This window comes from Actinomadura vinacea (assembly GCF_039532545.1).
GTDB classification, from domain to species: domain Bacteria; phylum Actinomycetota; class Actinomycetes; order Streptosporangiales; family Streptosporangiaceae; genus Spirillospora; species Spirillospora vinacea.
In genome coordinates, this window is record NZ_BAAARW010000006.1 from 324540 (window position 1) to 347115 (window position 22576).

Genomic DNA, 22576 nt, shown 5'->3' on the forward strand with positions numbered 1-22576 from the left:
GGACGGCATGCGGGCCAGGTGGGCGCCCGCGCGGGCGAATAGCCGTTTTTTCCTACCAAAAAAGTATATATAGTCTGCTGGTCGGCCAGAAGAGCACGAGGAGGGCATGCGATGGCGCCGGAAGGACGAGCGCTGCATCTGAACGCCTTCATCCAGGGCGTCGGTCACCACGAGGCAGCATGGCGGCATCCGGAGACCGACCCGGGGCGCCTGACCGACGTCCGATACTTCCAGGAGGTCGCTCGCGTCGCCGAGCGGGGCCTGTTCGACTCGGTGTTCTTCGCCGACGCGCTGTCGCTGACCGAGGACGTCCGGTACCAGCCCGTCCGCCGGCCCGAGCCGGTGACGCTGCTGGCGGCCATCGCCGTGGCGACGGAGCGGATCGGGCTGATCGCGACGGCGTCCACGACCTTCACCGAGCCGTACAACCTGGCCCGGCAGTTCGCGTCCGTGGACCACATCAGCGGCGGCCGGGCCGGGTGGAACATCGTCACCTCCTCCGCCACGTCCGCCGCCTACAACTTCGGCCTCCGCGAGCAGCCCGCACACCATGACCGCTACGTGCGCGCCGACGAGTTCATCGAGGTGGTGACCAAGCTGTGGGACAGCTGGGAGGACGACGCGATCATCGGTGACCGGGCCGGCGGCGTCTACGCCGACCCCGGCAAGGTCCACGCGATCGACCACGACGGTCCGCTGCTCCGCGTGCGGGGACCGCTGAACGTGCCGCGGTCGCCGCAGGGCCGGCCCGTTCTGGTCCAGGCGGGATCGTCGGAGGAGGGCCGGGACTTCGCCGCCCGGCACGCCGAGGCGATCTTCACGGCGCAGCAGGACCTGGGCGACGCGATCGCGTTCGCCACCGACGTGCGCCGCCGCGCCGCCGCGTCCGGACGCGATCCGGGAACGCTGCGAATCCTGCCGGGGCTCAGCGCCGTGATCGGCGACACCGAGGAGGCCGCGCAGGCCCGCGGGCGCGAGCTGGACGAACTGGCCATCCCCGACTACGGGCTGCTGCAGCTGCGGCGCCTGGCCGGCGTCGACCTGTCCGGCCTGCGACTGGACGCCCCCGTCCCGCCGGGCCTGTTCAACGGGGACGACGTGGAGAGCAGCAAGAGCCGCCGGGCGCTGGTGGCCGAGATCGTGCGGCGCGAGCGTCCCACCGTGCGCGGGCTGCTGCGGCGCCTGGCCGGTGCGCGCGGGCACCGGGTGGTCGCCGGGACGCCCGAGCAGATCGCCGACCAGATCCAGACCTGGTTCGAGGCGGGTGCGGCGGACGGGTTCAACATCATGGCGCCCTACCTGCCCGGCGGGCTGGAGCTGTTCGTCGACCACGTCGTCCCCGAGCTGCGGCGCCGCGGATTGTTCCGGACCGCCTACGAGGGCTCGACACTGCGCGAGCACTACGGGCTGCCCCGTCCCGCGAGCCGCTACGCGACTCCGGACGCCACCCTGAACGCCGCGGCACGTCCCTGATCGTCCGAAGAAGAGCCCGGAGAGAGATGTTCAACGGATTCACGCGGAGCACGCGGTCTCTGGCCGCCCCCGTCACGCTGCTCACGCTCGCGCTCAGCCTGGCCGGGTGCGGGGGCGGCGAGAGCGGCGGCCTGTCCGCCACCGCGCCCCTCCCCACGACCGTCCCGGCCGGAACGAAGATCATCTTCGCCGACCAGAACGAGCAGGACCAGACCCTGTTGCGGGCCTCCGGCGAGCTGGCCCGGATGAAGACCAAGGTCGAGTACGCCAACTTCCTCGGCGGGCCGGCGATCCTGGAGGCGTTCCGCGGCGATGCGGTCGACCTGGCCGTGGTCGCCGACACGCCGCCGATCCAGGCGCAGGCCGCGGGGGAGGACGTCCCCATCATCGCGGCCCGGCAGGAACGGCCGTACGACTACCACCTGGCGATCGCGCCCGGCGCGAACATCAGGACGCTGCGCGACCTCAAGGGCAAGAAGATCGCCTACGGGGAGGGCACCGGACGGCAGCCCTACGTCCTGCGCGCCCTGAAGAAGGCCGGCCTGACCAAGAAGGACGTCACGCTGGTGCCGCTGAAGGCGGCGGACTTCCCTGACGCGGTCCGCAACCGGCAGGTGGACGCGGCACCGCTGAACGAGCCGCACTACACCCGCTACCTCACCGAATACCGGAGCCGCGGCGGCAGCGGCCTGCCCGAGGCCGAGACGGCGGGGCTGGCCACCGGGCTGTGGTTCCTGTACGCGCGGCGCGCGGCGCTGAAGGACCCGGCGAAGGCCGCAGGCATCGCCGAGTACGTCCGGCACTGGGTGCGCGCGCAATGGTGGTCGAGCGAGAACGCCGACGCCTGGATCGACGCCTACTTCGTCAAGAACCAGCGGCTCTCGGTCGCCGACGGGCAGACCATCATCCGGTCGCAGGGCGGTTTCAGCTTCCCCAAGCTGGACCAGGCGCTCATCGGCCGGCAGCAGCAGACGATGGACCTTCTCTTCGAGGCCGGTGATCTGCCCAAGCGGCTGCAGGCCAAGGAGGCGATCGACACCCGCTTCGACGCGGTCGTCCAGGCCGCGGCGCGAAGCGCGGGCGCCGACCGCGGCACCGCTTCCCCGCAGCCCTCGGGCGGGACGGGGCCGTCGCGGAGCCCGGCGGCGCGTCCCGAAGGAGGCGGGTCCTGATGACGGTGACGGCATCCGACACGACCGCACGGACCGGCAGCGAGGAGTTCCGGCCCGGCACGCGGCGGGCCCGGACCAAACGCACGGTACGGCTGGCCTCGCGCCGCCCGCTGGGCGCGGCCCGGCTGCTCGGCCCGGTCGCGGTCCTGGCGGCCTGGCAGCTCGCCTCCAGCACCGGCCTGCTGGACCCGCGCCAGCTCGAAGCGCCGAGCACCGCGCTGCGCACAGGCGCCCAGATGCTCGCCGACGGTGACCTGCTGCCGCATCTGGCGGCCTCGGCGCGCCGCGCGGGCATCGCCCTGGTCTGCGGTGTGCTGCTGGGCACGGTGCTGGCCCTGGCGTCCGGGCTGTCACGGGCCGGCGAGGCCGCGGTGGACGGGCTGGTGCAGATCAAGCGGGCGATCCCGACGCTGGCGCTGATCCCGCTGGCGATCCTGTGGCTCGGCATCGGCGAGTCCATGAAGATCACGCTGATCACGCTGAGCGTGCTGGTGCCGGTCTACATCAACACCCACGCGGCGCTGCGCGGCATCGACTACCGGTACGTCGAGCTGGCCTACACGGTGAATCTGAGCCGGTGGCAGTTCGTCCGCAGGGTGGCGCTGCCGGGGGCGCTGCCCGGGTTCTTCACCGGCCTGCGGCTCGCGGCCACCATGTCGTGGACGGCGCTGGTCGTCCTGGAGCAGATCAACGCGACCGAGGGCATCGGCTACGTGATGACCAAGGCCCGCGACTACGGGCAGACCGACATCATCGTGGTCGGGCTGGTCATCTACGCCACGATGGGCCTGGTCTCCGACGCCCTCGTCCGGCTCGCGGAAAGGAGGGCGCTGTCATGGCGGACGTCGCTGGGGGCCTGACCGGTCCGGCGGTGGCGGCAGACCGTCCCGTGGTGCGCGCCGAGGGCCTGACCCGCCGGTACGGGGACCGCACGATTCTGGACGCGGTGGACCTGGAGATCGCCCCGGGCGAGTTCGTCGCCCTGATCGGGCGAAGCGGCTCGGGCAAGAGCACGCTGCTGCGCGCCCTGGCACGGCTCGACCCGGACGTCGCGGGCGAGGGCCGCCTGGAGGTACCGCAGAACCGGTCGGTGATGTTCCAGGACTCCCGCCTGCTGCCGTGGGCGCGGGCCTTGGACAACGTCGTCCTGGGCCTGGACGCCCCAGGCGCATCAGCCCGCGGCCAGGCGGCGCTGGCGGACGTGGGCCTGGCGGGACGCGAACGCGCCTGGCCCACCGCCCTGTCCGGCGGCGAGCAGCAGCGTGTCGCGCTGGCACGTTCCCTGGTGCGCGAACCGGCGCTGCTGCTGGCCGACGAGCCGTTCGGCGCGCTGGACGCGCTGACCAGGATCCGCATGCACGCCCTGCTGGTCGACCTGTGCGCCCGGCACCGTCCCGCCGTGCTGCTGGTGACCCATGACGTGGACGAGGCCATCACGCTGGCCGACCGGGTGCTCGTGCTGGACGAGGGCCGTATCGCGGTGGACCTGCAGGTCGGCCTGGCCAAGCCCAGGGACCTCGAACACCCCGACTTCCTGACCATCAGAAGGACCCTGCTGCAAGGGCTGGGCATCACGAAGGAGGACCGCCGCGATGGCGCCGGGACAGCTGCACCTTAACGTTTTCGTGGTCGGCCACGGCCACCACGAGGCGGCCTGGCGGCATCCCCGTTCCGCCACCGTGCCGGTCACCGATGTCGCCTACTTCCAGCGGCTGGCGCGCCGCGCCGAGGAGGGCCTGCTCGACTCGGTGTTCTTCGCCGACCAGCTGATCGTGGGCGGTGACGCCGGGCACCGGCCGCGCGGCGGGCTGGAGCCGCTGACGCTGCTGGCCGCGCTCGCCACCGCGACCGAGCGGATCGGGCTGATCGCGACCGCGTCCACCACCTACACCGAGCCGTACAACCTGGCCCGGCAGTTCGCCTCGCTCGACCACATCAGCCATGGCCGGATCGGCTGGAACATCGTCACCTCGTGGGCACGGGGCGCGGCCCGCAACTTCGGGCTGGACCAGCCGATCCCGCACGACGAGCGGTACGCCCGCGCGTTCGAGTACCTGGAGGTCGTCACCCGGCTGTGGGACAGCTGGGCCGACGATGCGATCCTGCATGACCGGGAGTCGGGACGCTTCGCCGACCCGGACAAGATCCGGGGCGCCCGGTTCCAGGGCCGGTTCTACCGGGTGCACGGCGCGCTGACGGTGCCCCGGTCACCGCAGGGGCATCCCGTCCTGGTGCAGGCCGGATCGTCGGAGGAGGGCCGCCGGTTCGCCGCGCACCACGCGGAGGCGATCTTCACCGCCCAGCAGGACGTGGACGAGGCGCGCGACTTCGCCACCGACGTCCGGCGCCGCGCGGCCGCCGCGGGCCGCGACCCCCGGCACCTCAAGATCCTTCCCGGCCTCAGCCCGATCATCGGCTCGACCGAGGAGGCGGCCAGGCGGCTGGAGCGCGAGCTGAACGAGCTGACCGTCCCCGAGGTGGGGCTGCGCCACCTGTCGGCACGCTTCGACGGGGTGGATCTGTCGGGCCTGCCGCTGGACGAGCCGGTCCCGCTCGACGCGCTCCCGCAGCCGAGCGAGGTGCAAGGCCCGCAGAGCCGGGCCAGGCTCATCACCGAACTGGTGCGCCGCGAGCGGCCCACCCTCCGCGAGCTCCTGTACCGCCTGGCCGGAGGCCGCGGCCACCTGGTCGTGGCCGGCACGCCCGAGCAGATCGCCGACCGGATCGAGCACTGGGCCGGTGCGGGCGCCGCCGACGGCTTCAACGTCATGCCCCCGTACCTGCCCGGTGGCCTGGACGACTTCATCGACCACGTGGTGCCCGAACTCCAGCGCCGCGGCCTGTTCCGCAAGGAATACGAGGGCACCACCCTGCGCGACAACTACGACCTGCCCCGCCCGCGCAACCGGGTCTTCGCCCACGAAGAGACCACCCCGCCCCCGCGCAGCTCGAGCTGATGAAGGCAGCGGGACGGGCTTTGACAAGCCCGTCCCGCTGCCGTACCTCGGACGCGTCGCCGGTGTCGAAGAGCCGTTGCGCCGCCTCGTTGGCCGCGCGGTTGGCCTGGGTCTGGGCCTTGGCCACCGTCCCCGGGGCCCGCGGCAGCCTTCCCATGACCACCGGACACGCCCCGGATGTCGCCCAAAGATGACAGCAGCTGCGGAAACACGAGATCCCGCCCATCAGACCGATCGGACGGGATCTGGTCAACTGCTCTCAGGCCATCTCGAGAACGGCCCTGGTTAGCCGGGACGCATTTTGTGCGTTGCTCGGAGGAGGTCGTCCAGCAAGCTCTGGGCTGGTGCTTTGAAAACGTCGTCGGGGGCGGCGGTGGTCGCTGCCGCGCTGGCGATGTCGATCGCCTCGGCCAGGTCGGTCCGGGAGCGGGAGTGGTTGAAACGACGTGCCAATGCGTAGGCGAGGTCGTATCGAAGTGCTGTTGGCGGGTGGCCGTCGGTTCGGTCGGCGGCCAGTGCTGTTCGCAGCGCGTCGATGGCCTGGTCCAGATCGGCGTTATCGCCGTCGCGGTCGAACCGTATGAGGAGGGAGTCCGCCCTGCCGTACAGCCATTGTGTGCGCGTCTCGTCGGCAGCTACCGAGGCGCCTGCCGCCAAGTGGTCGATCATCCGGTCAAGGTCGGCCGGGTCGGCGTTGGCTTTCAGCCGGGTCCGCAGGGCATTGACCAGCGTGGAGAGGATGTCTTCGCGCTGCCGGGGGCTCGTGGTGTCGGCCGCTGCGGCCTCGAGCATCTCGATGGACCGGTCGAGGTCTTGCGGCGAGCCGTTGTCTTCGAACCTGAGCATCAGCAGGGAGCCCAGGTTGGCTGTGACTGCGGTGCGGCCGGGATGGTCGGGCCGAAGGTGGTCGGCGATGCGCTGCCATAGCTCGAACGCGTGGTCGATCTGGTCGCCGGCCCGGGTCTCGGCGGCTGACCGCTGCCATGACGTCGCGGTGGGCATCGCATGGTCGGCGAGGTCGGGGAGCAGCGCCTCGGGGATGTCGTCCAATCCCATGATGAAGGGCAGTGTGAAGTAAGAGACCGCGGCGACGTGATCATCATCGGTGCCGCCGGACGCGAGTTGGTGCCGGTACCAGCGCAGTGTGCCCAGCAGATGCCGGGCGTTGGCGACCATGTCGATGTCGTCGGCATCGGCCCGCTCCTGCAGCGACGCGAGTCGGCGTGTCTCCTCGAAGTCGGCCGAGGTCAGCGCCGCTGCCAGGTCGCCTGAGGCTTTGGCGCGCTCCAGTTTCGCATTGATCAGGTGGATCAGTTCCCACATTTCGTCGCGATCGCCCACGCACACATCCTGACAGCCAGGAGACGCGAACGAGACACCGTGGACGGGTGGGGCGGCTCTGGTTGGAACCGCACTACATCATCCAGATCGCCAGCGCCGGCAACCTCACTGAGCAGTTCCAGGTAAGGGCACGGTAGCAGTGAGTAACCGGTGGTTCATGGTATCGAAGCATGGCCCAGTGCCGCCTCGACGATCCGGATCGCCTCGGTGGGATCGATGCCGACGCTGGCGATGACCGCCGCGTAGTCGCGGGCGGCGAGGCGGGCCTGCTCGAGGGCCTGCTCGCCGGCGGCCGCGACGAACGAGCCGGCCCGCCCGCGGGTCTCGATCAGCCCGGCCTCCTCCAGCTCCCGGTACGCCCGGCCGACGGTGTTCACGGCGAGGCCGAGGTCGGCCGCGAGCCGGCGGATCGTCGGCAGTCTCGTGCCGACGGCGAGCGAGCGGTCCTGGATCTGCCTCGCGAGCTGGGCCCGGAGCTGCTCGTACGGCGGCGTCGGCGAGGCCGCGTCGATGACGATCATCGGGTGCCCATGGCTCGCCGTGCGGCCGTCTCGACACCCGTGGTCCGGGTCTGGATCAGGGAGTACGCGATGACGCCCGCCACCACGAGCCCCAGCGCGACCGCGTTCCACCAGCCGAGCGATTCCCCGGACAGGAAGATGGCCGGCAGCGACCACACCAAGCTGGGTGTGACGAGGGCGCGGGCGTCCTCGACCCGCATGATGACATCGGCCCTGAGTGAGGCCTCGTCCTCCGCCACGGCCGGGCTCGCCAGCACCTGGCGCAGCTGCATGATGATGCCGGTGCCGGCGCCGGCGAGGCTGATCAGTACGATGATCGCCCCGTTCCGCAAGCCGGAGTCCGAAACCGGCAGCACGCTCACCGCGAGCAGCGCTGCGGCGGTGAAGGCGGCGACGGTGAAGATGGCATGCGGCCGGCCCAGCACCGCCGGCCAGCCGAGCTCGACCGGGTGGGCCACCCGCCGGGACAGTTGCGCGCCGGCCCGCCGGTCGGCGCGCCGCACCCACCGGCCGAGCAGCCACTGCGCCACCAGCAACCCGGCTACCAGCGCCGTCAGCACCAGCAGCGGCAGCCAGGAGGTGACGTCGGTGGGCAGGCTCAGCGCGTGCGTGAGTGCCGCGCCGAGCAGGAACGCGGCCAGCAGGAGGCTGTCGGCGACCTTGGCACGCCGCCGCACCGCCAGCCGCGCCGCGAGCAGCGGGGTCGGCTCGGCGTCGGCCAAGCCGTGCCGGGCCAGCCACCGTCTGGCCTCCGTGTGATCTGACTGGCGCATTGCCACCATCTCCGAATGTCGCAAGCTTTGTCTCAACAAAATGAGTCATAGCATGCGACAATGTCAACCCCGTGTCGGGCGCTTTCACAGTGGCCGGACCAGACCCGGTCGGCGTGCGGCACCGCGTCACAATGAACTACGCCGCAGAGTGTTGGCCACGGACCGCGGTCATGTGGTGCGGGAGTGGTCGAAGTGGAGGAGGACGAGGGCTGCGGCGACGATGTTCCCGATCCGCCACGGGTCTTTGCAGCGTCACTGGCCGTTGCGCGGAATGGCTCGCAGGTAAAGGCGGTGTGCCCAGAGGGATTGCACCCCCGACCGTCGGTTCGGAAGTTCCCGCAGCAGTTCAGCGGGTGGGGCGGCGGAGGGTCGCGTTGGCGGGGACGGTGGTGGCCAGCAGGGCCAGGAAGGTGCAACCGGCGAGGAGCCCCAGGCAGGGAGCCAGCGGTACGGCCGGCAGAGCACGCCCCAGGCCCCGGGCCACACAGGTCGGCGCGAAGGGCCATGACCTGGCCGATGGTGGCGGCATCGACGCCCAGGGCCGGGACGGGGGCGAGTTCGGCCGCCGGTCCGGCGTACACCGTCGTCGACAGGACCGGTGACGCCGCGGTCACGCCGGGCAGCCCGGCGGCCGGGGACGGCGGCAGGCCGGGCCCGGAAGCGGGCACCAGGACCTGGTCGGCCTGGATCCGGGCCGCGGTGGCGGACAGTGTGGCGTCCCGCTTCGTCGCCTGGGTCGACAGCAGCGTGGCGCCGAGCGTGACGGCCAGCATCAGCGGGACGGCCGCGCTCGCCGTCCGGCGCGCGCTCGCGGCGGTGTTGGCCTGGGCGAGCAGTCCGGTCGCCCGGGTGAGGCGCGTGGCCGGGGCGCCGGCGAGCCGGGCGAGCGGCCGCACGGCGAGCGGGGCGAGCAGGGCCGCGCCCACCAGAAGGATCATGGCGAGCCCGAAGGACGCGCCCGCCGCCGTCTCGCCGCCCCCCGAGGCCGACCCGACGGCCAGCGGCGACGCCAGGCCAAGTGCGACGAAACCGGCGATCATCCTGCTCCGGGGCACCGCCCGGCGGTCCGCGGCGGCCGACCGCAGCGCCTCCACGGCCCGGGTGCGCGCGGCGCGGCGGGCCGCGGCGAACACGGCGAGCTGGGTGACCGCCAGCCCGGCCAAGACGGCGATCGCGAGCGGCATCGGCGACGGGTCGGCGCGGAATTCCGCCGGGACGACCTCCCGGTCCCGCAGGACGTCCGCCATGACGCCGCTGAGCCACACGGCGAGCGGCGCCCCCGCGAGCGCCCCCACCGCGGAGACGGCCGCGGCCTCCAGGGCGATCATCCTCCCTACCTGCCACTCACCCTGCCCCCGGCCAGCCGCACGGCCTCGCGTTCGGTAAAGAAGACCGCCGGGGTGAGGCGCGCACCGGCGGGCGCGGCCGCGAGACCGGCCAGCCGCAGCCGCTGTACGCCGGCGCTGGTGAGCACGCCGACCTGGGAGCCGACGCGCAGCCGGCCGGCCAGCGAGCGGTCCACGACGACCTCGCCCGGACGGACGGCCCGCGACCAGCGTGTACGGGGTGAGCGCGGCGGCCTCCCACGACCGTCCGGTCGACTCGCCGGCCCCCAGCACCTGGGCGGAGAACGAGACGTCGGCGACCGCCCGCCGCACGCCGGGCACGCCGGCCAGCCGCGCGGCCGAGGACGCGGGCAGGTAGCGGCGCTCCGCCACCCGGTCGGCGCCGAGGAGGAAGGCCACCGGGTCCCCACCGAGGGACTGCCGCGCCGAGACCACCACGGAGGCGGCGGCGTACCGGTCGCCGCCCGGGGGGCCGGACACGGTCGCGGTGAACAGCAGCCCGCACGCCCCGATGATCGCGACGGCGAGCGCGACCGCGGCGCACGAGCCCAGATGACCGGGGAGCCGGGTGCGCAGGGCGGACAGCGCGACGGTCAGCATCGGCTCCCCAACCCGCCCAGCCACGCGGCGACCTGCTCGGCGGACGGCGCGTCCAGCGTGTCCGCGAGCCGCCCGTCGGCGAGGAAGAGCACCCGGTCGGCGTGCGCGGCGGCCACCGGGTCGTGCGTGACCATGACGATGGTCTGCCGGTAGGTGTCGACGGCGGTGCGGAGCAGGCCGAGGACGTCCCGTCCGCTCTCGGTGTCGAGTGCGCCGGTCGGCTCGTCGGCGAATATCACCTCGGGCCGCGCGACCAGGGTGCGGGCGATCGCGACGCGCTGCCGCTGGCCGCCGGAGAGTTCGGCGGGCCGGTGCGCCAGCCGTTCCGCGAGCCCCACGTGGGCGAGGACCTCCCGGGCCCACTCCTGGTCGATCCGCCGGCCGGCCAGCCGCAGTGGCAGGCCGACGTTCTGCCAGACGGTCAGGGACGAGACCAGGTTGTAGGACTGGAAGACGAACCCGATCCGGTCCCGCCGGAGTTCGGTGAGCCGGGCCTCGCTGAGTCCCGCCAGGTCCACCCCGCCCAGCAGCACCGAGCCGGACGTGGGCCGGTCGAGCCCCGCCGCACAGTGCAGGAACGTGCTCTTGCCTGACCCGGACGGCCCCATCACCGCGGTGAACGTCCCCGCGGGGATGACGACGGAGAGGCCGCGCAGGGCGTGGACGGTGCCGGGACCGCCGCCGTACGCCTTTGTGAGCGCGTCGGTCCGGAGCACGTGTTCAGATGATCGTTGCCGCACCAGGCAACGGTAGGAACTCCGGCCGGATCACCGCGTCCTCCTCCGGCACGGCATCGGACGAGACGAAAGCGTTGCCGACGACGACGCTAAAGTGTCGGCTTACGGCAGGCCGAGGCGGACCATGCCGCTCTCGTACGCGACCATCGCGGCCTGCACCCGGTTGTCCACGCCGAGCTTGGTCAGCACACGGGCGACCCGGCTCTTCACGGTCACTTCGGTGCAGCCCAACCGCGCCGCGATCTGGGCGTTGGACAGTCCGTGTGCGACCAGGACGAGCACCTCGCGGTCCAGGTCGGTGAACCCGTCGAGCCGCTCGGGCGCGACGCCCGACGACGCCGGGACCGCCGCGGCCAGCCGGGTGGCCAGGCGGGCGGACACGTCCGGGGACAGCACCGAGCCGCCGGCCGCGGCCGTCCGGACCGCCGCCGCGAGCGCCTCCGGGGGGATCGACTTGAGCAGGTAGCCGACCGCGCCGCCGGCCAGCGCGGCGAGCACGTACTCGTCCAGGTCGAACGTGGTGAGCATGATCACCGCGGGGAACGGCTCCGGCGCCGCGCCGCGCAGCCGCTCCAGCGCGGCCACGCCGTCGACGCCGGGCATGCGCACGTCCATCAGCACGACGTCGGGCCGGTGACCGAGCGCCGCGGCGACGGCCTGCTCGCCGTCGGCCGCCTCGGCGACCACCCGCATCCCGTCCTGGCGGTCGATGATGTGGCACAGGCCGCCGCGGACCAGCTCCTGGTCCTCGGCCACCAGCACCCGGACGGTCACGGGTTCGCCTCCCCGCTGCACACCGGGATGACCGCGCTGACCCGGAATCCGCCGGACGGGCCGGGCCCGGCGGTGAGCCGCCCGCCGAACGCCGCCACCCGGGCGCGCATCCCAGCGAGCCCGGCCCCTGCGCCGGGTACGGCGCCCACGGGGGTGCCCGGATCGTTCTCGACGGTCACGACGACCTCCTCCGCGCCGTAGGCCAGCCGGACTTGCACGGCCACCGCTCCGGCATGCTTGATCACATTGGTCAGGGACTCCTGGAGGATCCGGTAGACGGACGTCTGTACCGCGTGGGACAGGTCCGCCGGTGGCGGTCCGGCCTCCGTCGCCAGCCGCAGTCCGGCGCGCCGCGCGTCCGCGAACAGTGCGTCGAGGTCGGCCAGGGTCGGGGAGTGCGCGTCATGTTCGTCCGGGCGGAGCAGGTCCAGCAGCAGGCGCATGTCGTGCAACGCCGCACCGGCCGACCGGGCGATGTGCTCCAGCCCGTCCGCCGCCCGCTCCGGCTCGTCGGCCACGCTCAGCCGCGCCGCGTGGGTCTGGACGACGATCGACGTGAGGTGGTGGCTCACCATGTCGTGCAATTCCCGGGCGATGCGGGCGCGCTCCTCGACCACGGCGCGCCGCGCGTTCGCGGCCTGCTCGTGCCGGAGCCGGTCGGCCAGCGCCCGCAGCAGGGCCGTCTGATGCCGGTTGCGGTGGACCATGACCCCTAGTCCCCAGATCCCGGCCATGACGGGCGCCGCGCCGAGGACGTCGGTCCAGTCGTCGACGTTCCCCGCCAGCAGGACCGAGCCGACCCAGAGCTGCGCGGCCGCGAGCGCGGCCAGCGATCTCGGCCACCGGGCGTACCGGGCGCCGCTGTAGACGGCGAGCCCGGCCGCGGCATCACCGACCAGATGCCACCCCAGCGTCCATATGCCCAGGTCGGCCGCCAGCACCGCGAGGCAGACGGTGAGGGGGAACCTGCGCCGCGCGCCCAGCGGGAGGACCACCGCGGCGGCGACCAGCCACACGGCCGGCGATGCGTGCTCGTACGCCAACTGGAGGACGGCCGCGCCCCCGAGCCCCGCGACGAGGATTGCGTCGAGGCGAGCGGCTTTCACGGCGGGATTCTACGGGCCCAATGCCCGCAACGGTGGCGGCCGACCGTTCTAATAAAGATGGCGGGGCCGGTGCCCGCCTGGGGTCGCCGGGTAGAGTCGGCCACCTCCTTGGCCTCCAGGTAGCCGCCGAACGGCGATGCCGATGACGGCGTTGGGCTCCTCGTCCCAGACCGGCCCGCCGGAGAAGCCTTTCTCGATGCCGGTGCCCGCGAGGGCATCCGCGGACGGTCGTCCCTGATCCTGCGCGGATCGACGGGCACGTCCGCCGGGCCCGGCCCGGATTCCCGAGCCGGCGGAGATATGAGGCTCGAAGGTTCATTTCTTTATTGGTGAATGTGGCGGCATTCTTTGATGGGGGCCGCGGTCTTTAAAAGACGATCTCCGTGTGCTTGTCGGGGCATTGTCCGGATTGTTTCCATTTTGCGGGATAGGTGGGGGCGTGGAAGGGGGTATCCATGCGGAATGGACGGCCTGTAGTGGGCGGCGGCTGCGTTATCGGCGACCCCCGGTGAATCGCGGGAAGCATTCCTGAGCCGTGCCCGAACGTCCGCACCAGCACCGGTAGGGGAGTCGAATGTACGAGACCAGGCGGCACAAGGACTCTGTCGGCACGGCTCCGGCGGCGACCGGGGCACCGCCCAGGGCCGCACGGTACGAGCGTTATGTCGGTGGTACTCCCGAAGTCGAACGGGCGATGTTCGACAAGCTCGCCCGCGACCTCATGCGGGTCCAGTTGAAGATCAAGAAGCGTAGCGGTGCGGCCGGCATCGAACGGACCTTTCACGCAAAGGCGATCCTCGGTGTCGAGAACGCCAGGTTGAGGTTCCATCACGACCTTCCGGAAGACCTGCGGGTCGGCTTCGCCCAGCCCGGTGCCGAATACCCGGTCATCGTCCGGCTGTCCAACGCCAGCGGCGTCCGGCAGCCGGACTTCGCCCCGGATCTGCGCGGTGCGGCCCTGCGGATCCAGGAAGGGCCCGATCAGGCCCATGACCTCCTGATGACGAACCATCCGGTCTCGCATGCCCGGCACGCACGTGAGTTCGTCGCATTCGCCCAGGCCATGGCGGGCGCGGACACGAATCTGCGCAAAGGGATCGCGCTGTTCGTGAAGCTGCCCGCGGCGGTGGGCTGGTCCACCGCCGCGCGCATGCGGCGGAACGTGACCGCGGGCGCCAGGCGCGAGGTGCGCAGCCTCGCCCTCGAGACGTACTGGAGCCGCGGCGCGATCCTGTGGGGAGACGCCGGACCGGTGCGGTTCCGGCTCCGTCCCGCCGCGGGCGCGTCGGCCGCACCTCCTCCGTCGCAGACCGATCCCGATTACCTGGCGCATGAGATATCCGCGCGGCTGGCCACGTCGGAAATCGCCTTCGACTTGTGCGTTCAGCGCTACGTGGACGCCAGGCGTACACCGGTCGAGAACGGCGCAGCCGACTGGAACGAGGAGGACGCGCCGGTCGTCCCCGTGGCGACGCTGACGATCCCGCGACAGAATCTGGACACCGCGGACGCGCGTGCTGTCGCGACCCGTATCGATCAGCTCGCCTTCGATCCGTGGATCACCACCGAGGAGTTCCGGCCGCTCGGCAACCTGAACCGCGCCCGAAAGGCCGCGTACGAGGCGTCCAGCGCTCATCGCCGGGGCCACCGTTTCATGACACCACCGCCCAAGCGCAACGTGGCCGCCGCGCGGGTCCTGGACACCGGATTCCGCGCTCTCAACCGGGCGGTTCCCTGGCATCGGCTGCCGACGCGGCTGGGGCTCCTCAACGTCGAGGCGTTCCGGCAGGAGCTGCGCCGTCGCAATCTCATCGACACCGAGATCCGTGAGGCCCCGCCGAAGGCTCATCCCGTCCCCCCGCCCATCGATGAGCGGCTGCGGGTCAGGCGCAGCTACGACGGGACCTACAACGACCTGTCCGATCCGAGGATGGGTGCTCTCGGCTCGGCGTTCGGCCGAAATCTCACGCCCGATTACCGGCCCGATCTCTTCAACGAGCCGAACCCGGTGACCGTCGCCAGGGAACTGCTCGACCGCAAGACCTTCATTCCGGCACGATCGCTCAACATCCTCGCCGCGGCGTGGATCCAGTTCCAGGTGCACGACTGGGTCGACCACAAGCGCTACCCGGCGGGGACCAAGAGCGTCGAGGTGCCGTTGCCTCCGGGCATGAATTGGAGCAACACCCCGGGTGGCAAACCCGAGAAGGTGATGCGCTTCGCCGAGAACGAGGGCATCGCTCCGGACGGCGGGGGAGCGATGGCGCCGATCCTGTTCGCCAACTCCGCGTCCCACTGGTGGGACGGCTCGGAGGTCTACGGCGGCGACGAGTCCGTCGCGAAGGCCCTGCGTGAGCCGGACGGCCGCGCGGCGCTGCTCCTGGAGGAGGGCCACCTGCCGTCCGGCCCGGACGGCATCCCGCTCACCGGTTTCAGGGAGAACTGGTGGCTCGGTCTCAGCGTGATGCACACCCTCTTCGCCCGTGAGCACAACGTCGTGTGCGAGGCGCTGCGGCACGAGTACCCGCGCATGGACGAGGACAGCGTCTACCACACGGCGAGGCTCATCGTCTCCGCCCTCATCGCGAAGATCCACACGGTGGAGTGGACGCCCGCGATCCTCGCCACCGAGCTGATCGATATCGGGCTGACGGCCAACTGGTCGGGCCCGCCGCAGAACTGGCTGACCCGGCTGGGGCTGTGGCTGGTCGACACGCACGCGCGCACCGGCATCCCCAAGACCCTGCCCGACCACCACGCCGCCCCGTACTCGCTCACCGAGGACTTCGTCACGGTCTACCGGATGCACCCGCTGATCCCGGACGACTTCGAGTTCGCCGACCACCGGTCCGGCCGGACACTCGACACTCTGTGCTTCAACGACGTGCAGGGCGCGGCCACCGAGGCGCTCTTCCGCAGGATCGGCCTGGCCAACGGGCTCTACTCGTTCGGCATCGCCCATCCTGGTGCGGTCACCCTGTACAACTACCCGCGCGCGCTGCAGAAGTTCGAACGGGACGGGGAAGTGATCGACCTGTCCGTGGTCGACCTCGTGCGGACCCGGCGCCGCGGTGTCCCGCGCTACAACGACTTCCTCGCCGGCCTGCACAAGCCCCGCATCCGGAGTTTCCAAGACCTCTCCTCCGACCCGGAGACGGTCGCGAGGCTCAAGGACCTCTACCGAACGGTCGACGACATCGACACGATGGTCGGGCTCTTCGCGGAGAATCCGCCCGAGGGCTTCGGGTTCAGCGACACCGCCTTCCGCATCTTCATCCTCATGGCCAGCCGGCGGCTGCAGAGCGACCGGTTCCTCACCGTCGACTTCCGGCCAGAGATCTACACCCCGCTCGGGATGGACTGGATCGAGAACAACGGGATGACGAGCGTCATCCTGCGCCACTGCCCCGAACTGGCCGGCTTCCTGCCCAGAACCGCCAGCGCGTTCGCGCCGTGGCGGCCGGCCACGCCCGACGGGCACGAGCCCGGCACCGTGCGGGACCGAGAGCGAGGCCGACATGTCCGTTGAGCAGCAGGTCCGGCAGGAGGGCCTGGAAAGCCTCCTCTCCCAGCCGTTGCTGGAGACCATCTGGAGGCGCCGGACCCATCGGGTCAGCCGCGGCGCGTCCGTTCCCGCGGGTTCGATGAGCTACCGGTCCCCGCACCGTCCGATTCCGCTGGAGGAGATGGAGGAGGCGGTCCTCATCGCGCTCACCGGCTGCTCCGGCCTGACCATGCCGGACCGGCTGTTCGAGGACCCGCGCGACGGGACGCCCATCATGGCCAAGCCGAACCTCACCATGGCCGGGCGTACCGCGGGCAGTCCCGACAACGCGCAGGGCACCCACTTCTTCATGATCAACGACGCCGGCACCTACTTCCTGAGGAAGCTGCCGCCCTCCCCGGACCTGCCGTTCAACGCCGGCACCCTGGTCGAGCGGGCCCACCAGGCCAAGGTGAAGGTGCTGGACCACCGGCTCGACGTCGCCGAGGGGAAGCGGGATTTCCCGGCCTACCTGGACTCCAACCGCTTCCTGTCCAACATCCCGGGCAGCACGGTCTTCCTGCCGGTCGTCGACCTCTCCCACCAGTACATCAACGCGCTGATGTACCTGCTCACCCAGCCGGAGGGGGCCAGGCCCGTCATCGTCGACGACCGCAACTTCTACCGCCCCGCGGGCGTGCGGAAATGGGTGCGGAACGGGTTCCTGAACAACGACATCAAACTGCCGCTCGGGGCCCTCGGGCCGATGCGCACCCAGATCGAGGCCGACCTGCTTCTGCAGAACATGATGCTGGTCGCGGACGGCATGGGGCTCGGCGCGTGGATCCACGCCTCGATCCACCCGCTGATCGCGCTGGGCGACCCGAAGTTCTCCCGCGAGTACGGACGGATGCTGGGATTCGACTTCGTCACGCCGCGCTTCCGTCCCGCCGACATCCTGCGCTGGCACGTCCCGCTGCCGAGGTACGCCCCTTTGCGTTCCCATCCGGTCGGCCTGCGGGCCAACGGGGAGCACCTCATCAAAGCCGCGTGCCCGCCCAACTACCCGTCGATGGAAAAGGCCGTCGACGCCGTCGTCCAGGCGAAGTTCGGGCCGGACGGAATCTACACCGACAACGAGACCTTCGCCCGCATCTACAAGGGCGACTACGGGCAGCGCTATCTGGCCGAGGCGAGCGCGTACGACCAGCGGGTCATCGACTGCGCGCGGGACATCTGCGTGTACATCCACGAGACGCACGGACGGTTCCCCGCACATGCCGACGCCATTCACGTGCCCGGCATATGGCTGCAGACGCACCACATCGAGTCGGAGTACTACGAACGCTTCTTCGTCAACGGAACGACCGGCACGCACGCGCGCCACGCGGCGCGATGGCATGGCGAACCCGACAGTGGAACAGCGGCCGCGCCATGAACGACGGCGCTTGCGTCGCCCGACATCGGGGGAAAAGATGAGGGTTTACGAGGCCATCGTCAAGGGCCTGGAAGATATCGGAGTAGAGGCCGCTTTCGGTGGCGCCGGAGAGAACGCCGCCGGCCTGATGCTGGCGCTGAAGGATTCGGCGCGGATACGGCCCGTCATCACGCGCCATGAGCAGGCCGCGTCCTTCATGGCGTGCGGGTACGCGATGTACACCGACAAGCTGGGCTTCTGCTTCGCCACCGCCGGGCCCGGGGCGTTCAACCTCTTCTCCGGTCTGGCCGTGGCGATGTCAGACTCCTATCCGGTGCTCGCCGTCTCGGGATACGCCGACAGGAAATGGCAGGGATGGGGCTCGCTCAACGAGACGTCGGGCCGGAACCGGACGCCCGACTCGCAGGCCATGTTCGCGGCCACGACCAAGAAGTCGTTCCTGCTCACCGACGCCGCGGACACGTGCGACATGCTCGAGGAAGCCGTCAACATCGCGTTCGAGGGCCGGCCCGGGCCGGTGCACATCCACGTTCCCGAGGACCTGACCGAACGCGGGGTCGAGGTCGGGAACGTCCGGCCCATCCGGCTCGATGTCGCGCCGATCCTGCCCGATCCGGCTTGCGTGGAGGAGATCGCATCGGTCCTGGCGGACGCCCTCGCGCGTCGCATGCGCGTTGTCGCGCTCGTCGGCTTCGGCGCCGTCCGGAGCGGGGCGGGACCGGAGATCAAGCGGCTGATCGAGCGATTCCAGATCCCGCTGCTGACCACGCTCGACGGCAAGGGCATCGTCTCCGAGGGGCACCCGCTCTCGGTGGGCGTCTTCTCCGACAGCGGCCACGCGAGCGCCTGGAAGGCCTTCCGCGAGGCCGACGTCGTGCTGTGCATAGGGAACTCCCTCAACCAGCACGCCACGTTCAACTATCGCGAAGACCTGTTCAAGGGCAAGCAGCTCATTCACGTGAACATCTCCGAGACGGAGTTCCAGAAGGCCTACAAGCCCGACCACGCGCTCCTGTCCGACGCGCGCCCGGCGGTGGCGGCCCTCACCGACGCGCTGGAGATGAAGGTCGGCGAGGTACCGGCCGCCGAGGTCGCCGGCAGGGACTGGGAGGCCCGGCGCATCACCCACCTGACGGGGAAGATCCACCCGGGAGAGCTCGCCCAGGCGATCGGCCGGATGCTGCCGGAACGCGCGGTCCTCCTCGCCGACGCCGGCGCGCATGCGGCCTGGCTGGGCTACTACGTGGAGCTCGAAGAGGGCCAGAACTTCCGCAAGCCCGGTTCGTTCGGGCCGATGGCGGGGCACGTCAACGGCGCCATCGGGCTGAAGCTCGCACACCCGGACCGCACGGTCGTCGTCGGCTCCGGCGACGGCTGCTACTCGCTGTCCGGCTTCGAGCTGATGACCGCCGTCGAACACCAGATCCCCGTCATCTGGGTCATCTTCGACGACCGGGAATTCAAGCTGATCAAGATCTACCAGATCGCCACTTATCTCGAGTCCGGGCTGGTCGAATTCCAGAACCCGGACTTCGCCGCGTACGCCCGTGCGTGCGGCGCGGACGGCCACCGCGTGGAGACCCTCGAGGAATTCGAAGACGCATTCCGCAACGCTCTGGCGTCCGGCCGTCCCACGGTCATCGACGCCAGTATCACCCGATGGGCGATCCCGCACTACAGCCCCTCGCCTGACGGCGTGATCGCCGGCCTGGTCGAGACCATCGAAGACCGACTGCGCCGTCGGTGACCGAAGCCGACCGATTCTATCGGGGGCCGGCGCAGGTGTTCCGCCTGGTCGAGGTAGCGGACCAGGAACGAATGCCTTGGGCAAGGCGGACATCCCGATGATCAACGAATACCGCCATACCGCATGACTGCGGCTGAGGTTGTGTTTCAAAGTCCCGGCCTACGGTGCTCGCCTGGCGGCTCGCTCGTAACCGGGCCTTGGCGAGCGCGACATCGCTTCGCGATCTGCCCGGTGACGCTCGGGCTTGAGCAGCCCCAGAGGATTGGTGGCCGAGGGTTCTCCGCCTGTTCGGACCTGTGGTGACCGCGTTTCGCAAGCTCCGCGGGCACTGACCATTTCAGCCGTCCGTCGGCCGCGCTGACCCTGACCTGCTCGGGAGCGTGGCTGTCGTCGCGCGCGCTGCCGGGAGATCCGGCCCTTGCCCAGTGCCGCGACCTCGGGAAGCGGAGATGAGTGATCGTCGACCTTGACAGGAAGCTAAAGTAGACGAAATATACGCATGGTTAGTTGGCTGGGTATGTGGAGGAGCGATGAGGGGTGGCAGGACGCTGGATGGCTGGGCGAGGTTTGCTGCCGGGCTTGCCGATGGCATCGGGATCACGGAGAGACTGGCATGAAGTTCGGAATCCTGCTGACGTCGGTCTACGACCGCGGAACCCCGCCCGAGCGGCAACGTGATGAGCACGCGGAGCTGGTGCGCACCGCCGAGCAGGCCGGGTTCGGGCTCATGGTGGCGGGCCAGCACTTCCTGGGCGCCGAGCTGCGCTACTTCCAGCCGGTCCCGTGGCTGACGTACATGGCGGGCCAGGCGCCCGCGATGGACGTGGCGACCGGGATCGTCCTGCTGTCCATGGTCAACCCGGTCGACATGGCCGAGCAGATCTCCACACTCGACGTGCTCACCGGCGGCCGCACCCGGTTCGGCGTCGGCCTGGGCTACAGCCCGCACGAGTTCGACGCGTTCGGCGTCCGCAAGGGTGAGCGGGTGGCCCGGTTCGAGGAGTCCCTGGCGCTGATCCGCCGGTTGTGGAGCGGCGAGAAGGTCACCTTCCAGGGCCGCTTCACCGGCGTCCGGGACGCGCAACCTGCGGTGCAGCCCGTGCAAGCGGGCGGCCCGCCGGTGTGGATCGGCGGCCAGGCCGCCGGCGCGGTGAAGCGGGCCGCGACCAAGGGCGACGCGTGGTACACGCCGCCCTTTCCCACGCATGACGAGCTGCACGAGATGCGCCGCCTCTTCCTCGACACCCGGGCCGAGGCGGGCCTGCCCGCGGCGATGGAGTTCCCGGTCCGCCGCGAGCTGCTGATCGCCGACTCCCGCGAGGAGGCGGTCGAGGCCGCGCTGGTCCGCTACCGGGCCCGCTACGAGACGTATCGGCGGTGGGGCCTCAAGGGCCAGAACACCCCGGTGCTGGAATCGGGGGAGAGGCTGCGCACCGACATCGACCGGCGCTTCATCCTCGGCACCCCCGAGGAGTGCGCGGCCGAGCTGCACAAGCTGGGCGACGAGCTTGGCATGACGCACTTCGTCTACAAGCCGCACTGGCCGGGGCTGCCGCACGCCGAGGCGATGCGCCAGCTCGACCGCTTCGGCTCCGAGGTCATGCCGCTGCTGCGGGACTGACCCGCCGATGACGGGTTCTGAGCAGGACTGACGACACCGCCTATGGGGGCGCGGGCGACTGCCCGTGCCCACCTGAGCATGCTCCCAAGTAATAGGCGGGCAGGAGCGCCGCCGGTCGCGGGCGCGTGGGCGCCGGCGACCGGCCCTGCCGCGTGAACCGGGCCCCGTCGGGAGGCCACCGAGCCACTGTTGACAGCGGCCACGCCTCCACCGTAGTAATAGACGCGAAACATACGCATAGTTTAGGAAAGAGTGAGGGAGTGCCGATGGTCAGGCCGATCCCGTCCTACGGCGATGAAGCGCTGGACGCGCTCGCCGGGATGGTCCGCGACTTCGGGCTGAAGGAGATCCGGCCGCGGTTCCGCGAACTGGAGGACGCGGGGGAGTTCCCGCGCGACCTCTACCTGCGGATGGGCGAACTGGGCCTGTTCTCCTGCTGCTTCCCCAGTGAGGAGAGCCCTGAGGCCGGCTACCGCGCCCTCGCGGTCGTCGCCGAGCAGCTCGCCTACGTGTACCCGCCGATCAGCGCCCCGATGAACCTCCAGGCCGCGACGGTCCCGCTGACGATCGCCAACTGGGGCACCCCCGAGCAGGTCGGCGCGTACGTGCCCGGCCTCACCGCGGGCCGGTTCCTGGGCTGCAACGCGATGACCGAGCCCGACGGCGGCTCGGACCTGCTGGGCGCGATGCGCACCCGGGCCGAGCGCGACGGCGGCGACTACCTGATCACCGGCGCCAAGATGTGGATCACCAACGCCAACGTCGCCGATCTGGCCGTCGTCTACGCCAAGACCGACCCGGCGGCGGGCCACCGCGGGGTGTCGGCGTTCCTGGTGCCGATGGACGCCGCCGGGATCGCCGTCGACCGGGTCCCCTGCCGCGTGCTCGGCAAGCTGATGCCGACCAACATGATCACCTTTGACCGGGTCCGGGTGCCGGCGTCGGCGCTGCTCGGCGCCGCGGGCGACGGTTTCAAGGTCGCGATGAGCGCCATGGACTTCGGCCGCCTCACCGTCGCGGCCCGCTCGCTCGGGCTGGCGCAGGCCTGTCTGGACAGCGCGGTCGAGTACGCCGGCGAGCGCGAGGCGTTCGGGCAGAAGATCGGCGGCTTCCAGATGATCAAAAAACAGATCGCCGACATGACCTGCGAGGTCGCCGCGGCCCGCAAGCTCGTCTGGGACGCGGCCGTCAAGTACGACGAGGGCACGATCCCGACCCGGGAGTCCTCGATCGCCAAGTACTACGCGGCCGAGATCTGCAACCGCGCCGCGCAGGCCTGCGCCGAGATCCACGGCGGCTACGCCTTCAGCGACGAGCTGCCGATCAGCGTCTACCTCAACTACGCCAAGCTCTGGCAGACCGGTGAGGGGTCGGCGAACATCCAGGCCGTCCTGATCGCCGACGACGCCCTGGGCTGGAAGCCGATGGACCGGCACCGGCGCCCGTCGTTCGCCGGCCGGGCCGGCTGACCTTCATCTGGAAAGGG

General features: G+C 71.0%; 17 protein-coding genes. 10 read left to right on the forward strand and 7 right to left on the reverse strand.

The genetic code is table 11. The features are described 5' to 3' along the window. Positions 1–111 precede the first annotated feature (111 nt). Genes ABD340_RS10070 through ABD340_RS10090 form a run of 5 tightly spaced genes read left to right on the forward strand, consistent with a single transcriptional unit; the run spans position 112 to position 5602 of the window. Positions 112–1473 (forward strand): LLM class flavin-dependent oxidoreductase, encoded by a 1362-nt coding sequence (locus ABD340_RS10070; protein WP_344588417.1) that lies wholly within the window; start codon positions 112–114, stop codon positions 1471–1473. A 26-nt stretch (positions 1474–1499) separates the two neighbouring features. After that, entirely contained in the window at positions 1500–2645 is a 1146-nt protein-coding gene (locus tag ABD340_RS10075; protein WP_344588418.1) for an ABC transporter substrate-binding protein, read from the forward strand. Further along, positions 2645–3505 carry an ABC transporter permease gene (locus tag ABD340_RS10080; protein WP_344588419.1) on the forward strand — a complete coding sequence of 287 codons (861 nt, stop codon included), beginning with the start codon at positions 2645–2647 and terminating at the stop codon, positions 3503–3505. The genes ABD340_RS10075 and ABD340_RS10080 overlap by 1 nt, the downstream gene beginning before the upstream one ends. Further along, complete coding sequence (locus ABD340_RS10085) at positions 3481–4263, forward strand: ABC transporter ATP-binding protein (RefSeq protein WP_344588420.1); 783 nt, start codon at positions 3481–3483, stop codon at positions 4261–4263. Before ABD340_RS10080 ends, ABD340_RS10085 begins: the two co-directional genes overlap by 25 nt. Continuing rightward, entirely contained in the window at positions 4238–5602 is a 1365-nt protein-coding gene (locus ABD340_RS10090) for an LLM class flavin-dependent oxidoreductase (RefSeq protein ID WP_344588421.1), read from the forward strand. The genes ABD340_RS10085 and ABD340_RS10090 overlap by 26 nt, the downstream gene beginning before the upstream one ends. 285 nt (positions 5603–5887) lie before the next feature. On the opposite strand, the gene ABD340_RS10095 is transcribed toward ABD340_RS10090, so the two are convergent. The 7 genes from ABD340_RS10095 to ABD340_RS10125 all read right to left on the reverse strand — a co-directional run bounded on the left by ABD340_RS10095 (position 5888) and on the right by ABD340_RS10125 (position 12800). Further along, entirely contained in the window at positions 5888–6943 is a 1056-nt protein-coding gene (locus tag ABD340_RS10095; RefSeq protein ID WP_344588423.1) for a hypothetical protein, read from the reverse strand. A gap of 155 nt (positions 6944–7098) precedes the next feature. Continuing rightward, positions 7099–7464: a GntR family transcriptional regulator gene (locus ABD340_RS10100; RefSeq protein WP_344588424.1), complete on the reverse strand. Its 366-nt coding sequence runs from the start codon at positions 7462–7464 to the stop codon at positions 7099–7101. Then, entirely contained in the window at positions 7461–8237 is a 777-nt protein-coding gene (locus ABD340_RS10105) for a hypothetical protein (RefSeq protein ID WP_344588425.1), read from the reverse strand. The genes ABD340_RS10100 and ABD340_RS10105 overlap by 4 nt, the downstream gene beginning before the upstream one ends. 32 nt (positions 8238–8269) lie before the next feature. Beyond that, a complete protein-coding gene (locus ABD340_RS10110; protein ID WP_344588426.1) occupies positions 8270–10183 on the reverse strand; it encodes an FtsX-like permease family protein in 1914 nt (637 codons plus the stop codon). Further along, a complete protein-coding gene (locus ABD340_RS10115; protein ID WP_344588427.1) occupies positions 10177–10899 on the reverse strand; it encodes an ABC transporter ATP-binding protein in 723 nt (240 codons plus the stop codon). The genes ABD340_RS10110 and ABD340_RS10115 overlap by 7 nt, the downstream gene beginning before the upstream one ends. A 123-nt stretch (positions 10900–11022) precedes the next feature. After that, entirely contained in the window at positions 11023–11694 is a 672-nt protein-coding gene (locus ABD340_RS10120; protein ID WP_344588429.1) for a response regulator, read from the reverse strand. Then, on the reverse strand, positions 11691–12800 hold the full coding sequence (locus ABD340_RS10125; protein ID WP_344588431.1) for a sensor histidine kinase: 1110 nt from the start codon (positions 12798–12800) through the stop codon (positions 11691–11693). The genes ABD340_RS10120 and ABD340_RS10125 overlap by 4 nt, the downstream gene beginning before the upstream one ends. A gap of 574 nt (positions 12801–13374) precedes the next feature. Between ABD340_RS10125 and ABD340_RS10130 the strand changes: the two genes are divergently transcribed. From ABD340_RS10130 to ABD340_RS10150, 5 genes are all read left to right on the forward strand, one after another. Continuing rightward, positions 13375–16329, forward strand: coding sequence for a peroxidase family protein (locus tag ABD340_RS10130; protein WP_344588432.1), 2955 nt, complete (start codon positions 13375–13377; stop codon positions 16327–16329). Further along, positions 16319–17722 carry a hypothetical protein gene (locus ABD340_RS10135; protein WP_344588433.1) on the forward strand — a complete coding sequence of 468 codons (1404 nt, stop codon included), beginning with the start codon at positions 16319–16321 and terminating at the stop codon, positions 17720–17722. The genes ABD340_RS10130 and ABD340_RS10135 overlap by 11 nt, the downstream gene beginning before the upstream one ends. Before the next feature lie 37 nt (positions 17723–17759). Continuing rightward, on the forward strand, positions 17760–19469 hold the full coding sequence (locus tag ABD340_RS10140; RefSeq protein WP_344588434.1) for a thiamine pyrophosphate-binding protein: 1710 nt from the start codon (positions 17760–17762) through the stop codon (positions 19467–19469). 613 nt (positions 19470–20082) lie between these two features. After that, positions 20083–21090 carry an LLM class flavin-dependent oxidoreductase gene (locus ABD340_RS10145; protein WP_344588435.1) on the forward strand — a complete coding sequence of 336 codons (1008 nt, stop codon included), beginning with the start codon at positions 20083–20085 and terminating at the stop codon, positions 21088–21090. Between the two features lie 266 nt (positions 21091–21356). Next, a complete protein-coding gene (locus ABD340_RS10150; protein WP_344588436.1) occupies positions 21357–22559 on the forward strand; it encodes an acyl-CoA dehydrogenase family protein in 1203 nt (400 codons plus the stop codon). The last annotated feature ends 17 nt before the right edge of the window (positions 22560–22576 follow it).